Genomic DNA, 14,067 nt, shown 5'->3' with positions numbered 1-14,067 from the left:
GCCGCCCTCCACCACCGGTTCATGCAGCGCCCGCGCCAGCTCAAGGCCCAGGTTGTTGGCGGCGCGGTGTTCCACGGCCAGCACCGTGAAGCCGTCGGCTTGGGCGCGGCCCAGGGCAGCGGGCAGGGATTCGTCCAGCAGCGTGAAGCGGCACCCAGGCTCCAGGCGGCGCACGCCGGAAAGCCCAATGAACCGCTCGCTCTGGAGCGCCAGCGCCTCCAGGGCCTGCGCGGCGGCGCGGTCGGCACCGTCCGCGTCGGCCCAGGGCGCGGCGTGTGAATCGCCATCCCAGCGCCACAGCGTGGGCAGCGCGCCGACGGCCGGGGCAGACCGCCGCGCGGCAGCCACGCCCGCGAGCTGCGCCGCGTCCCAGCGGCCCAGCGCCACGGCGTTGGCCGCGGCTCGGCGCGTGAAGGCAAAATCCGTCACCGGGTCTTCCAGGCCGGGCCGAAAGGCGGTGGGGTGTTGGGCGGCCGAGGGCAGCGCGCCCAAGTCCGTCCCCAAGCCAGCGGCACCTGCCATCAGCAGCTCATGCGCGTTGGCGCCCTGCCCGTCCGCCACCTGCGCGATGCGCCAGTGCAGTCCCTCGGACGCCAGCAGCCGGGTGACGAAATGGAAGTCGCTCTCGCGGTACTGCGTGCAGTGGGCGCGGGCAGCCAGGGGCGGCACGCCCGCCACGCGCCAGCGCGCGCCGGGACAGGCGCCGAACACGTCGGCGACGATGGCCAGCACGTCGCGCTGCACGTAGACGCGGCTGTCCTGCCGCAGCGCCAGCGCATCCACCCAGCTGCCCAGCCCCAGGCGCCAGCGCATGAGGCGACCCACGGCGCCCGCGCACGCCGCCGTGCGGACGATGCCGTTCCACGTGCGCCGGCTCCCATCGGCCAGCTTCAACGCCAGGGTGAGCGGCTGCCCAAGCAGGCTCGCGGGACCGTTGGGCGCGGGCAGCGCCAGCACGTCCAGCTCGGCACTGAAACCCTGGTTCACCGCCTCGCGCAGCGTGGCGCGCACGGGCACCCAACGCGCAGCGGCGGGCAGCGACGGCGCCTGCAGGCGCAGCAGCCGCGTCTCGTCGCGCGGCAGGTTGAGCAGGCTGGCCATGCCGGGCTCAGCGCGGCGCGGGCGTCAGGCCGCCGCCTGGAATATCGGCACCGGAAAATATCAATACCGGACTGGAATTCAGGAAATCGCGCTGAAATTCGCGCGCACGACGGTATACGGCCATGGGTCCCCCGGGGAATCAATTGATCTTGGATATGTGCTCCGGCACCGCATACCGCTTTTGAAACTGCCCACCCTGCCGGCCGAAAATACGCCGCTCATCATCGACGGCTGATCTGCCGCGGGCGTCCAGGCGCCGTGCAGGGGCCAAGTTACGGGCGGCGCACGGGGCGCGCCATGGGTGATACCCCTCATTGGAGGGGGCGGCGACGGGGGTGAAATTCCATGCCTTCACCGCCGCTTCCGCGGCCCACGGAACCGGAAAACAAATTGCGCCGGAAATACCGCGCAAAGGGTTTACTGGGCCACGGGCCTTTCACAGTGGGCGCTTTCACAGGCCTGGGGGAAACCGCCATGCATGAATTGCTGCCGCATTACGAACGCGAGTTGGCGCTGCTGCAGCAGCAGGCCGAGGAATTCGCGCAGCGCCATCCGCACATCGCCGGGCGGCTGTCGGCCAGCGGCGAGCTGCTGCAGGACCCGCAGGTGCAGCACCTGCTGCAGTCCTTCGCGCTGCTGGCTGCGCGCGTGCATGCCCGACTGGACGACGACGTGCCGGAAATCACCCACCCGCTGCTGGAGCGGCTGGCGCCGCAGTGGCTGCGGCCCCTGCCCGGCTGCGCCATCGCGCGGCTGGACAACGACGTGGCCGGACGCGAAACCTCCATCGCCCAACGGCTGCCCGCCGGCACGGCGCTGCACAGCCTGTCGGCCGAGCCGGGCGGCGTGTGCCGCTTCACCACCACGGCCGAGGCGCAAGTGTTGCCCGTGCGCGTGGCGTCGGCCGCCTTCACCACCACGCCCAACATGCCACCGGGCTCGCCCGTGCCGCGGCACGCCTCGGCGCTGCTGTCGCTGCAGTTGGAGCTGACGTCGGCGGCGGGGTGCTGGGGGACGCTGGGCGTGTCCACGCTGCGGCTGCACCTGGGGGGCGAGCCGCGGCGCGCGGCCGTGCTGCGCGAGGCGCTCACGCGCCGCGTGTCCGCCACGCTGGTGCAGGTGCAGCCGCACGGCCCCTGGCAGCTCGACGCCTGCGCGCAGCCCGTGGCCGTGGGCCTGGCCGATGCCGAATCCCTCCTGGGCGCCAGGCCCGGCTGGCCCGCCGCGCAGCGGCTGCTGGCCGAGTGGTTCTGCTTTCCGGAGAAGTTCAACTTCCTGGACTTCCCGCTGCCCGTGGCGGCCTGGCGCAGCGAGCAGCGCACGCTGTGGCTGCACTTCGCGCTCACGGATCTGCACGAGGACGGCGAAGCGCTGCGGCGGCTGCGCGAGGTGTCGGCGGCCGACTTCCTGACCAACTGCGTACCGGTGGTCAACGCCTTTGAGGCCGCCGCCGAGGCGCACCCCCTGCCCGGCCACCCCAGCCGCTTCGCCTTGAGCCCCGCGGCGCAGCCGCCCGCGCTGGAGGTGCTGGCCGTCACCGGCGTGCGGCTGCAGGCGCGCAGCGCCGCGACGCGGGAGGGTGCCGCTGCTGCCGATGGCACCGCCGCGTCGTCCGCCGCCGGGAGCGACGGCGAGGGCTGGCCGTTGGAGCCCTGGTGCTCGCTGGGGCACGGCCTGGAGCCGGCCTGGACGCAGGAGGCGCGGCGGCTGCCCAGTGCCTGGCCCACGCCGGAAGGCGGGCTGTACTGGGTGGTGCGGCGCGAGCCGGCCACGCCCGCCAACCCGGCCGGGCTGGTGGTGGAGGTGGTGGACGAGGCCGGCGCCGCCGTGGACCTGCCCGCGGCGGTGCTCAAGCTGTCGCTGCACGCCGGCAACGGCGGGCATGCCGGGCGGCTGGTGGCCGGCCAGGCCCGCAGCGAGCTGGCTTGCGCGGGCGGCGGCCACTGGGACGCCATACGGCTGCTGCGCGAACCCACGCCGGTGCGCCGCGCGGCCCTGGGCGGGGGCATGGCGTGGCGGCTGCTGTCGCTGCTCACGCCGCGTCCGCTGTCGCCCTACGCGACGGGGCTGGAGGCGCTCAAGGACGCGCTGCGGCTGCTAGACCTCGCGTGCAGCCCGCGCACCGCGGAGCTGCTGGAGGGCCTCACCGCGCTGGACAGCCAGCCCGCCCAAGCCTGCATGGCCGACGCCTTCGGCCCCCGCATGCTGCGCGGCACGGCGCTGCGGCTGACCGTGCGGGAGGAGCACTTCACCGGCTGCGGCCTGCACCTGTTCGCGCAATTGCTCTCGCGCTGGTTCGCCCAATCCGCCCGCCGCGACAGCTTCATCCGGCTGCACCTCATCTCGGCGGACACGGGAGAGCTGCTGTTCAGTGGCCCGCCGCACAGCGGGGAGATGCCGCTGATCTGAGGCAAAGGCGTTTCGCTCCCTCTCCCGTCATGCCCGCGAAAGCGGGCATCCACCCCGACCGGGGTGCTGGCGCGCTGACGCTGGCCCTGGGCGATGCCGGTTGAAAGCCACACCCCGGTGTTCGTGGATGCCCGCTTTCGCGGGCATGACGAAGCAGTGGGCGAAGTCCTTTAGCTGACGGGATGACAAGTTCGGCATCGCTTTCCCCGGACAGCAGCGCGGCGCTCCCTCGTTCAGGGCAGGCGCTCCAGCGCCCGCTGGTACGTGGGCTGGTGCATCAGCTCGTCCCAGGGGAAAGGCGCGCCCTGCGGCAGCAGGGCCACGCGGCGGGCTTCGCTGTCGGGGTCGCCTTGCCACTGGCCGCGCTCCAGGGCGGCTTGCAGGCCGTCCAGTAACTCGTCCACCGCGGCGCCGCCGTTCAGGGACTGGTTGCACAGCAGCACCAGGTCGCAGCCGGCCGTCAGCGCCGCCACGGCCGCGTCGGTGTAGCCCACCACTTCGCCGTCCAGGCGCCGCGCGCCTTCCATGCTCAGGTCGTCGCTGAACACGGCGCCGGTGAAGCCGAGCCGGCCGCGCAGGATGTCCTGCAGCCACTTGGCCGAGAAGCCGGCCGGGCGCGCGTCCACCTTGGGGTAGACCACGTGCGCCGGCATCACCGAGGCCAGGCAGGTGGACAGCCATTCATACGGCTTAGCGTCGTCGCCCAGGATGGTTTTCAGGGAGCGCTTGTCCACCGGCACGTCCACGTGCGAGTCGGCCTTGGTGAAGCCGTGCCCGGGGAAATGCTTGCCGCAGCTCTGCATGCCCGCCAGCAGCAGGCCGTGCATGAGGCTCTTGGCGAGGACGGTGGCCACGCGCGCGTCGCGGTGGAAGGCGCGGTCGCCGATGACGGCGCTTTGCGCGTGGTCCAGGTCCAGCACGGGGGTGAAGCTGAAGTCCACGCCGCAGGCGCGCAGCTCGGACGCCAGCACGTAGCCGGCGGCGGTGGCGGCGTCGGTGGCCGTCATGGCGTCCTTCATCCACAGCTCGCCCAGGCGGGCCATGGGCGCAAGGTGCGTGAAACCGTCGGTCTTGAAGCGCTGGACGCGGCCGCCTTCGTGGTCCACGCAGATCAGCACGTCGGGCCGCAGGCTCTTGATCTCGGCCGTGAGCTCGGTGAGCTGGCGGCGGTTTTCCCAGTTGCGGGCGAACAGGATCAGGCCGCCGGTGAGCGGGTGCTGGAGACGGCGGCGGTCGGCGTCGTCCAGCGCCAGGCCGGCGATGTCGAGCACCACCGGGGCGTGCTGGTGTGCAGTCATGGGTGTTGCGGAATGGGCGGGGTGGTGGGTTGCGTTTCGACCACGACGAAGCTCACGGCGTAGTCGGTCTCGTCGCTCAAGGTCACGTGCGCCTGCCAGCCCCGAGACTGGAACCAGGCCGCCAGCGCGCCGTGGAGCTGGAGGTAGGGCTGGCCGCTGGCGTGGTTGAGGATTTCGCAGTCGCGCCAGCGCATGGGCATGTGCATGCCCAGGCCTATGGCCTTGGAAAAGGCTTCCTTGGCCGAGAAGCGGGTGGCCAGGTAGGCCACGCCGCGCGACTCGGCGCGCGCGCGGCGCGCGGCGAACACCTGCTGCTCGTTGGGCCCAAGCACGCGCTGCGGGAAACGGTCGCTCTTGCGGCCGAGCGTGGCGGCGATGCGCCGCACGTCGCAGACGTCGGTGCCTATGCCGACGATCATCGAGCCGGCACGGGGGCGAAGGCGCGCTGTATGCAGCGCTGGTAGTCGCGCACGGTCTCGGCGTAGCCCAGCTCCAGGGCGTCGGCGATGAGCGCGTGGCCTATGGAGACCTCGGCCACGCCCGGCACTTCGCGCAGGAAGCGGGTGAGGTTGTCGCGGTTCAGGTCGTGCCCGGCGTTGATGCCCAGGCCGGCGGCCAGCGCGGCCTCGGCGGCGCGGGCGTATTGGGCGAGCACGGCGTCCTCGTCGGCAGTGCCCCAGGCGCGGGCGTAGGCCTCGGTGTAGAGCTCCACGCGGTCGGCGCCGGCTTGGGCGGCGTAGGCCATGGCTTCAGGCACCGGGTCCATGAACAGGCTCACGCGCACGCCCAGCGCCTTGACGTGCCGGATCACGGGTTCCAGCCGCTCCAGGTCGGCCGGCAGGTTCCAGCCGTGGTCGGAGGTGAACTGCTCCACGTTGTCGGGGACGAAGGTGGCCTGGTGCGGACGCACGGCCTCGATGAAGCCGACGAGGTTGTGGAAGGGGTTGCCCTCGATGTTGTATTCGATCTGCGGCCAGCCCTTGAGCAGCTCGGCCAGGGCGTGGACGTCCTCGCCGCGGATGTGGCGCTCGTCCGGCCGCGGGTGCACGGTGATGCCCTGGGCGCCGGACTGCAGCACCAGCTCGGCCGCGCGCGTGACGCTGGGAATGCCCAGGTGGCGCGTGTTGCGCAGCAGCGCGACCTTGTTGAGGTTGACCGACAGCGCGGTGCGCGCGTCGCGCGCGGAGGATTCGGGAGCCACCAGGGGATTCATGGCGCGAGGGGTCCTGCTGGGAGGAGGAGGAAGGCGCGTCAGGCCGCGTTGGGCGAGACGTCCGTGAGCCGCTGCAGGTCGCGCATCACCTCGCGGGTGCGCAGCAGCGGGGACCCGAGATGATAGTGAAGCAGCGCGCGCAACTGCCCGCGCAGCGGCTGCAGCTCGGTGAGGCAGGCGGCCTGCAGCGCGCCCAGGTTGCCGGCGTCCAGCGCGGCCTGCACGCCGGCCCATGCCTGGCCGGAGAGCGCGGCTTCGGCGCCGGCAACGTCCACCAAGCCGGATTCGGCGCGCAGCGCGTAGCGCGCGCGCGGCTCGGTGGCCGTCAGGCGCAGCGTGACGTGGGCCAGGTCCGGCAGCAGGCCGATGGAGCGCAGCAGCAGCAGCTCGAAGGCGCGCAGCGCGGCCTGCGCGCGCAGCTCGTTGCCGCCGGAGAGCGCGGGCAGCGTGTCGGCGTAGACGTCGAAGAGCGCGGGGTGGGCGTCGTGGCGGGCGAGCAGCTTCATGAGCAGCTCGTTGAGGTAGAAGCCCGAGAACAGCGCCTCGCCGCTGAGCATGGGCGCGCCGCCGGCCCACTCGGCGCCGCGCAGGAGCTGCACCTCGGCCTCGGCGCTGCGGCCCAAGTGGACGTTCAGGCGCTGGAAAGGCAGCAGCACGGGGCGCAGCTGCGAGTACGGGCGCTTGGCGCCCTTGGCGACCACGGCCACGCGACCGTGCTCGCGGGTGAAGAGGTCCAGCACCAGGCTGGATTCGCTCCAGTCCCAGCGGTGCAGCACGTAGGCCGCCTGGGGCGGGGCTTTGCTCTTCACTCGTACCCGTAAGACCTCAGGTGCTCCTCGCTGTCGGCCCAACCGGAGCGCACCTTGACCCACAGCTCCAGGAAGACCTTGGCATCCATCAGCCGCTCCAGCTCCTGGCGCGCCTCGCTGCCGATGCGCTTGAGCACCTCGCCCTTGTCGCCGATGACCATGCCCTTGTGCGCATCGCGCTCCACGACGATGGTGGCGGCAATCCGCCGCAGCTTGCCCTCTTCCTCGAACTTGTCGATGACCACCGTGCAGCTGTAGGGCAGCTCGTCGCCGGTGAGGCGGAAGAGCTTTTCGCGGATGAGCTCGGCGGCCAGGAAGCGGTCGCTGCGGTCGGTGAGCGCGTCCTCCTCGTAGAACCAGGCCTGCTCCGGCAGGTAGGGCTTGACGATGTCCACGAGGCGCTTGACGTCGGCGTCCTTGCGGGCGGAGAGCGGGACGAACTCGGCGAAGTTGCGGCGCTCCTGCATGGACTTGAGCCAGGGCAGCATGTCGTTGCGGCGGTGCACGGCGTCGAGCTTGTTGGCGATGAGCAGCACGGGCTTGTCCTGCGGCAGCAGCGCCAGCACCTTGGCGTCGTCCAGGCCGAAGCGGCCGGCCTCCACCAGGAAGAGCACCACGTCCACGTCCGACAGCACGCCCTGCACGGTGCGGTTGAGGTTGCGGTTGAGCGCGGTGCTGTGCTTGGTCTGGAAGCCCGGCGTGTCCACGAACACGAACTGCGCGTCGCCCTCGGTGCGTATGCCGGTGATGCGGTGGCGCGTGGTCTGCGCCTTGCGCGAGGTGATGCTCACCTTCTGGCCCACCAGCGCGTTGAGCAGCGTGCTCTTGCCCACGTTGGGCCGGCCCACGATGGCCACCAGCCCGCAGCGCTGGCCGGCCACGCCGGTGGCGGCGGCGGACTTGCCGCCAAAAGCGGCGTCCAGGTCGACGGCGGGGCGCTCGTCGCCCTCGTCCTCGTCGCCCTCTTCGTCCTCGTACGCCTCTTCGTCGTCGCCGCCGAAGTCGGCGTGGGCCAGCGCGTCGTCGTCGTCCTCGGCGCCGGTGTCGGCGCCCTCCTCCTCGGCGCCGCTGGCGTCGGGGTCGGCGGCCAGACGGGCGGCTTCGGCTTGGGCAGCCGCGGCAGGGGCGGCCGCGTCGGCGGACGGGGTAGAGGGCACGGCGGCGGCGTCAGCGGGGGCCGCGGCGGTGGGGTCGGAGGCGTCGGGTTTGGAATTCACGGAAATGCTTCAGGAGCGCAGCGGGCCGCCGGGGCGGTCGCTGGACTTGAGGATGTCGAGCAGGCGCCGGGCGGCGTCCTGCTCGGCGGTACGGCGGGAGCGGCCTTCGCCGGGCTCGGCCAGGCCCAGGGCGGGCACGGCGCATTCGACCTCGAAGGTCTGGGCATGCGCCTGGCCGCGCGTGGCCACGATGCGGTAGACGGGCACGGCCAGGCGGCGCGCCTGCAGCCATTCCTGCAGCTCGGTCTTGGGGTCCTTGCTCCAGCCGTCCATCTCGGTGGAGGCGATGACCTCGCCGAAGAGGCGGCGCACCAGGGCCTGCGCGGGCTCGAAGCCGCCGTCCAGGAAGGCGGCGCCCAGGATGGCCTCCAGCGCGTCGGCCAGGATGGAGGGGCGCTGCGCGCCGCCGCCGCGGGCTTCGCCCTCGGACAGGCGCAGCACCTCCGGCAGGCCCAACTGCAGCGCCACGCGGTGCAGGCTGTCCTCGCGCACGAGGTGGGCGCGCACGCGGGTGAGGTCGCCCTCGTCCGAGCCGCTGAAGCGCTCGTACAGCAGCGCGGAGATGGTGATGCTCAGGACGGCATCGCCCAGGAATTCGAGCCGCTCGTTGTGGTCGGCGCCAAAGCTGCGGTGCGTGAGCGCGCGCTGCAGCAGCCGGGGCTGCGCGAAGCGGTAGCCCAGGCGTTGCTGCAGTGCATCGATTCGGTGGTCCATAGGCTTGAATGTGCGGGCAAGTGGCGCGCCTTCAACGCGAGCGGCCGTGGTACTTGATGAGCAGGTACACGGGGTGCACGAGCTCGATCTGCTTGTCGTAGGCAAAGCGGATGACGAGGTGGTCGCCGTCGCGCCGTATGTCCAGATCATCGCCGCGCAGCACGGAAATTTCCGGGTTGGCGGCGCGCTGCTTGTCAAAGTCGGCACGAATGTCGGCCGGATTGAGGCTGGTGCCCACCAGTTTCTCCACCGCGCGGCGCACCGCGTAGTACTGGTTCACCGAAGGCAGCACCCGCAGCGCGGCCACCACCAGCGCGGCCAGCAGCACAGCCCACAGCAGCAGCGTGATCAGCGACAGCCCGCGCTGCGGGCGAAGGCTGGGGGAAAAACTGCGGGAGAAGCTGCGGGAAAAAACGGACGGGCCCCTGGGGCGCGCGCCGCCCTGCCCGCGCCCCCAGAGCTGCGGTTGGGCGGCACGCGGCGGCTTCAATGGAAGGCGCCTATGCGGCTGAGGTTGCCGAAGTTCATCCACACGAAGAAGGCGCGGCCGACGATGTTCTCGTCCGGGACGAAGCCCCAGTAGCGGGAGTCCTGCGAGTTGTCGCGGTTGTCGCCCATCACGAAGTAGTGGCCGGCGGGCACCTTGCAGCTCACGCCTTCGGCGCTGTAGCGGCAGGCCGAGCTGTTGGGGAAGGCGTGGTTGCCGGGAATGAAGGCGGGGCGCTCGCGGTCGATGAGGATGCGGTGCTCCACCTCGCCGAGCTTCTCGCTGTACTGCTGCGCGTAGCGCAGGCTGTCTTCGTCGTAGAAGTCCGGCAGTTGCGAGGTGGGCACGGGCTGGCCGTTGATGGTGAGCTGCTTGTTGAGGTAGCTCACCTCGTCGCCGGGCAGGCCCACGACGCGCTTGATGTAGTCCACGCGCGGGTCCACGGGGTAGCGGAAGACGATGACGTCGCCGCGCGCGGGCTCGTGGTTGGCGACGACCTTCTTGTTGAGCACCGGCAGCCGCACGCCGTAGTGGTACTTGTTGACCAGGATGAGGTCGCCCACCAGCAGCGTCGGGATCATGGAGCCCGACGGGATCTTGAAGGGCTCGAAGAGGAAGCTGCGCAGGAAGAAGACGGCGACGATGACGGGGAAGAGCCCGGCCGTCCAGTCCAGCCACCAAGGTTGCGCCAGCACCTTGCGGCGGGCCTCGGTGACGTCGCCGTCCACCTTCTCGATGCCCATCTTGGCCAGCTCGGCGCGGCGCGAGGCGTCCTGCGCCTCCAGCTGCGCCGCGGCGGCTTCGCGCGCCGGGCGGAAGCGCAGCCGCTCGGCCAGCCAGTAGACCATGGTCACCAGCGTGAGGATGAACAGCAGCAGGGCGAAGTTGCCCATCCAGTAGCCCATGAACCAGCCGCCGAGATAGACGATCAGGGCCCCATACAGAACCGCGGTAATAGAGCTCATTCGTTGTGTCAGTCGTCCACCTGGAGAATGGCCAGGAACGCTTCCTGCGGCACCTCGACGGAGCCGATCTGCTTCATGCGTTTCTTGCCGGCCTTCTGCTTTTCAAGCAGTTTGCGCTTGCGGGTGATGTCGCCGCCGTAGCATTTTGCCAGCACGTTCTTGCGCAGCGCCTTGATGTTCTCGCGGGCGATGATGTTGGCGCCGATGGCGGCCTGGATGGCCACGTCGTACATCTGGCGCGGGATCTGCTCGCGCATCTTGGCCGCCACGGCGCGGCCGCGGTACTGGCTCTGCGAGCGGTGCACGATCATGGCCAGCGGGTCCACGCGGTCGCCGTTGATGAGGATGTCCACCTTCACCACGTCCGCGGCGCGATATTCCTTGAACTCGTAGTCCATGGACGCGTAGCCGCGCGACACGGACTTCAGCTTGTCGAAGAAGTCCAGCACGATCTCGGCCAGCGGCAGCTCGTAGGTGAGCATGACCTGGCGGCCGTGGTAGGCCATGTTGAGCTGCACGCCGCGCTTCTGGTTGGCCAGCGTCATGACGGGGCCCACGTAGTCCTGCGGCATGTACAGGTGCACGGTCACGATGGGCTCGCGGATCTCGCGGATGCGGCCCACGTCCGGCATCTTGCTGGGGTTCTCGACCTCGATGACCTCGCCGTCGCCCAGCTCCACCTCGTACACCACGCTGGGCGCGGTGGTCACCAGGTCCTGGTCGAACTCGCGCTCCAGGCGCTCCTGCACGATTTCCATGTGCAGCAGGCCCAGGAAGCCGCAGCGAAAGCCGAAGCCCAGCGCCTGCGAGACTTCCGGCTCGTAGCGCAGCGAGCTGTCGTTGAGCTTGAGCTTCTCCAGCGCGTCGCGGAGCTGGTCGTACTCGCTGGCTTCGCTGGGGTACAGGCCCGCGAACACCTGGGGCTGGATTTCCTTGAAGCCCGGCAGCGCCTCGGTGGCGGGGCCGGCGTTGTTGGGCAGCTTCTTTTCCAGGGTGACGGTGTCGCCCACCTTGGCCGCGGCCAGCTCCTTGATGCCGCAGATCACGAAGCCCACCTCGCCGGCGCGCAGCGCGTCGCGGTTCTCGCTCTTGGGCGTGAACACGCCCAGGTGCTCGACGCCGTAGACGGCGTTGGTGGCCATCATGCGGATGCGCTCGCCCTTGCCGATCTGGCCGTCCACCACGCGCACCAGCATCACGACGCCGACGTAGTTGTCGAACCAGGCGTCGATGATCATGGCCCGCGGCGGGCCGTCGGGGTCGCCCTTGGGCGGCGGCATGCGGGCGACGACGGCTTCGAGGATGTCGTCGATGCCCAGGCCGGTCTTGGCCGAGCAGGGAATGGCGTCGGCGGCGTCGATGCCGATGACGTCCTCGACCTCCTCCTTGGCGCGCTCGGGGTCGGCCTGCGGCAGGTCCATCTTGTTCAGGACGGGGATGACCTCCACGCCCAGGTCCAGCGCGGTGTAGCAGTTGGCCACCGTCTGGGCTTCCACGCCCTGGGAGGCGTCCACCACCAGCAGCGCACCCTCGCAGGCCGAAAGGGAACGGCTGACTTCGTAGGAGAAGTCCACGTGCCCCGGCGTGTCGATGAGGTTGAGGTTGTAGACCTTGCCGTCGCGCGCCTTGTATTGCAGCGCGGCGGTCTGCGCCTTGATGGTGATGCCGCGCTCGCGCTCGATGTCCATCGAGTCGAGCACCTGGGCCTCCATCTCGCGGTCGCTCAGGCCTCCACAGCGCTGGATGAGGCGATCGGCCAGCGTGCTCTTGCCGTGGTCGATGTGGGCAATGATGGAGAAATTGCGGATGTGGTCCATGCGAGCGGAATGCGAGGGGCCGAAGCCTTTGGGCGGCGTCAATCGCGGCCGCCGCGCAGTCGGCGCAGCATCGCCGCGGATCGGCCCGGCGACACGCCGCCGCGCGGGCGGCCTGTCGGGGTCAGGGGTCGGGGGTCAAAAAAAAGGCACGTCGAAACGGTGACGCGCCTTCCAACAAAACGTATGGCAACTGCTTGTTGGGCCTTCATTGTAGCCAAAAGCCCCCCGCCGGCCAGCCTCAAACCGTCACCGCAACAAGTCTTGAGGGCTTCTCCGGCAGTAATTTTCAACAGTTTATCCACATGCCTGCGGCGTCTCGGGCCTTGCACGGCAAGCCCTTGGCATCGCCCGGGCAAGCCGCCCCGGGAGCGGGCCGGCGCCGGCGGCCGGCCGGCGCTGTCGGGGCCCGCAGACGCCCCAGTGCGGCCCTCGGATATTGCGCATCACGAAAAGACCCGGCGCCCCAGTGGGGCGCCGGGTCTTGCGGAGCGTGCCGGGCGGCCGCTCAGCGGGCGCTGGCGCCGGGCCGGATGATGAGGAAGTTGGACTGCTCGCCGCGGCGCACCAGCACGGAGATGGGCTTGGAGCGGTCGGCCTTGTCCACCAGGGCACTGAACTGGCGGGCGCTGGTGATCTCGACGTTGTCCATGGCGAGGATGACGTCGCCCTCGCGCAGCCCGGCGCGGGCGGCGGCGCCGTCCGCGTTTTCCACACGCACGCCGCCGCGCACCTTGAGATCGCGGCGCTGGGCATCGCTGAGGTCGGACACCGACAGGCCGATGGGCGTGGCGCTGGTGGCGCGCGGGGCGCTTTCGGCCTGCGCGGCGCGGCGCGGCTTCTCCGGCTCGATCTCGGCCACCGTCACCGCCAGGTCGCGGTAGCCGCCGCGGCGGAACACCTGCAGCGTGGTGCGCGTGCCGGGCTTGGTGTTGCCGATGACGCGCGGCAGCTCGCCGGAGCGCTCCACGGTGCGGCCGTCCACTTTGGTGATGATGTCGCCGGCCTCTATGCCGGCCTTGTCCGCCGGGCTGCCGGCCTCGACGTTCTGCACCAGCGCGCCCACGGGCTTGCCCAGGCCTATGGACTCGGCCACCTCCTTGGTCACCGGCGCGATCTGCACGCCGATGCGCCCGCGCACGACGCGGCCGTTGGTGCGCAACTGGTCGGCCACGCGCATGGCCTCGTCGATGGGAATCGCGAACGAGATGCCCATGAAGCCGCCGGAGCGGCTGTAGATCTGCGAGTTGATGCCCACCACCTCGCCGCGCATGTTCAGCAGCGGGCCGCCGGAGTTGCCGGGGTTGATGGCGACGTCGGTCTGTATGAAGGGCAGGTAGTCGCCCGTGTCGCGCTGCTTGGCGCTGACGATGCCGGCGGTGACGGTGTTGTCCAGGCCGAAGGGCGAGCCAATGGCCACCACCCATTCGCCCACGCGCAGCCGGCCCACGTCGCCGATGCGCACGAAGGGCAGCCCAGTGGCGTCGATCTTGACCACAGCCACGTCGGTGCGGGTGTCGGCGCCGACGATGCGGGCCTTGAGCTCGCGCTTGTCGGTGAGGGTGACGATGACCTCGTCGGCGCCTTCCACCACGTGGGCGTTGGTCATGACGTAGCCGTCGGCGCTGAGGATGAAGCCCGAGCCCACGCCGCGCTGCTGGGGCTCGTCGCCGCTACCGCCGTTGCCGGGCGGGCCGCGGCGCGGGTCGGGCCGGCCGGGCATGGGAATGCCGAAGCGGCGGAAGAACTCCTCCAGGCTTTCGTCCATTTCCGGCGTACCGCGGCCGTTGCCGGCGCGCGCGCGCTCCAGGGTGCGGATGTTGACCACCGCGGGGCCGACGCGGTCCACGAGCTCGGTGAAGTCCGGCAGCACCTGCGCCTGCGCCGGCGCTTGGGCCGGACCTTGTTGAGCGCGCGCGGGCGCGGCCACGGCCACGCCCAAGCTCACGGCGGCCAGCGAGGCCAGCGCGACCCGGCGGGCCTGGTGGCCCAGCAATACGCCATCAACTCGCATGAAAATCCCTTGTGTGTTGAAGTGGT

General features: G+C 70.8%; 13 protein-coding genes. 2 read left to right on the top strand and 11 right to left on the bottom strand.

Annotated elements, in window-relative coordinates; all coding sequences use genetic code 11:
• Positions 1-1,101 (bottom strand): phage late control D family protein (locus tag SM757_RS08305; protein ID WP_322465091.1); only part of this gene is annotated, 1,101 nt, incomplete at its 3' end.
• Between SM757_RS08305 and SM757_RS08300 the strand changes: the two genes are divergently transcribed.
• A complete protein-coding gene (locus tag SM757_RS08300) occupies positions 1,100-1,336 on the top strand; it encodes a hypothetical protein (protein ID WP_322465090.1) in 237 nt (78 codons plus the stop codon). The genes SM757_RS08305 and SM757_RS08300 overlap by 2 nt on opposite strands.
• 239 nt (positions 1,337-1,575) lie before the next feature.
• Positions 1,576-3,510 (top strand): type VI secretion system baseplate subunit TssF, encoded by a 1,935-nt coding sequence (tssF, locus tag SM757_RS08295; RefSeq protein ID WP_322465089.1) that lies wholly within the window; start codon positions 1,576-1,578, stop codon positions 3,508-3,510.
• Between the two features lie 233 nt (positions 3,511-3,743).
• Here the strand turns inward: tssF and nagZ are convergent, their stop codons facing one another.
• The 10 genes from nagZ to SM757_RS08245 all read right to left on the bottom strand — a co-directional run bounded on the left by nagZ (position 3,744) and on the right by SM757_RS08245 (position 14,041).
• A complete protein-coding gene (gene nagZ / locus SM757_RS08290) occupies positions 3,744-4,808 on the bottom strand; it encodes a beta-N-acetylhexosaminidase (protein ID WP_322465088.1) in 1,065 nt (354 codons plus the stop codon).
• Positions 4,805-5,227 carry a holo-ACP synthase gene (gene acpS / locus SM757_RS08285; protein ID WP_066337771.1) on the bottom strand — a complete coding sequence of 141 codons (423 nt, stop codon included), beginning with the start codon at positions 5,225-5,227 and terminating at the stop codon, positions 4,805-4,807. The genes nagZ and acpS overlap by 4 nt, the downstream gene beginning before the upstream one ends.
• Entirely contained in the window at positions 5,224-6,021 is a 798-nt protein-coding gene (locus SM757_RS08280) for a pyridoxine 5'-phosphate synthase (protein WP_322465087.1), read from the bottom strand. Before SM757_RS08280 ends, acpS begins: the two co-directional genes overlap by 4 nt.
• Positions 6,022-6,059: 38 nt before the next feature.
• Complete coding sequence (gene recO / locus SM757_RS08275) at positions 6,060-6,830, bottom strand: DNA repair protein RecO (protein ID WP_322465086.1); 771 nt, start codon at positions 6,828-6,830, stop codon at positions 6,060-6,062.
• Complete coding sequence (gene era, locus SM757_RS08270) at positions 6,827-7,753, bottom strand: GTPase Era (RefSeq protein WP_066337825.1); 927 nt, start codon at positions 7,751-7,753, stop codon at positions 6,827-6,829. The genes recO and era overlap by 4 nt, the downstream gene beginning before the upstream one ends.
• Positions 7,754-8,056: 303 nt before the next feature.
• Positions 8,057-8,761, bottom strand: a complete 705-nt coding sequence (gene rnc / locus SM757_RS08265) for a ribonuclease III (RefSeq protein ID WP_066337775.1) — start codon at positions 8,759-8,761, stop codon at positions 8,057-8,059.
• A gap of 31 nt (positions 8,762-8,792) precedes the next feature.
• Entirely contained in the window at positions 8,793-9,251 is a 459-nt protein-coding gene (locus tag SM757_RS08260) for a DUF4845 domain-containing protein (RefSeq protein WP_322465085.1), read from the bottom strand.
• Positions 9,248-10,213, bottom strand: a complete 966-nt coding sequence (gene lepB / locus SM757_RS08255) for a signal peptidase I (RefSeq protein ID WP_322465084.1) — start codon at positions 10,211-10,213, stop codon at positions 9,248-9,250. Before lepB ends, SM757_RS08260 begins: the two co-directional genes overlap by 4 nt.
• An 8-nt stretch (positions 10,214-10,221) precedes the next feature.
• Positions 10,222-12,030, bottom strand: a complete 1,809-nt coding sequence (lepA, locus tag SM757_RS08250) for a translation elongation factor 4 (protein WP_066337784.1) — start codon at positions 12,028-12,030, stop codon at positions 10,222-10,224.
• 505 nt (positions 12,031-12,535) lie between these two features.
• The gene (locus SM757_RS08245; RefSeq protein ID WP_066337785.1) at positions 12,536-14,041 is read right to left on the bottom strand and encodes a DegQ family serine endoprotease; all 1,506 of its coding nucleotides are present in this window, start codon (positions 14,039-14,041) and stop codon (positions 12,536-12,538) included.
• Positions 14,042-14,067 lie beyond the last annotated feature (26 nt).

This window comes from Azohydromonas lata (genome assembly GCF_034427735.1).
Classification (GTDB): domain Bacteria; phylum Pseudomonadota; class Gammaproteobacteria; order Burkholderiales; family Burkholderiaceae_C; genus Azohydromonas; species Azohydromonas lata.
This window is presented reverse-complemented; position numbering and strand designations above follow the sequence as displayed.

Bases quoted from the DNA above. Each gene is read 5' to 3' on its own strand.
- SM757_RS08280 (WP_322465087.1), bottom strand. From the start codon at position 6,021: ATGAATCCCCTGGTGGCTCCCGAATCCTCCGCGCGCGACGCGCGCACC.
- acpS (WP_066337771.1), bottom strand. From the start codon at position 5,227: ATGATCGTCGGCATAGGCACCGACGTCTGCGACGTGCGGCGCATCGCC.
- lepB (WP_322465084.1), bottom strand. From the start codon at position 10,213: ATGAGCTCTATTACCGCGGTTCTGTATGGGGCCCTGATCGTCTATCTC.
- tssF (WP_322465089.1), top strand. From the start codon at position 1,576: ATGCATGAATTGCTGCCGCATTACGAACGCGAGTTGGCGCTGCTGCAG.
- lepA (WP_066337784.1), bottom strand. From the start codon at position 12,030: ATGGACCACATCCGCAATTTCTCCATCATTGCCCACATCGACCACGGC.
- SM757_RS08300 (WP_322465090.1), top strand. From the start codon at position 1,100: ATGCCGGGCTCAGCGCGGCGCGGGCGTCAGGCCGCCGCCTGGAATATC.
- SM757_RS08245 (WP_066337785.1), bottom strand. From the start codon at position 14,041: ATGCGAGTTGATGGCGTATTGCTGGGCCACCAGGCCCGCCGGGTCGCG.
- rnc (WP_066337775.1), bottom strand. From the start codon at position 8,761: ATGGACCACCGAATCGATGCACTGCAGCAACGCCTGGGCTACCGCTTC.
- nagZ (WP_322465088.1), bottom strand. From the start codon at position 4,808: ATGACTGCACACCAGCACGCCCCGGTGGTGCTCGACATCGCCGGCCTG.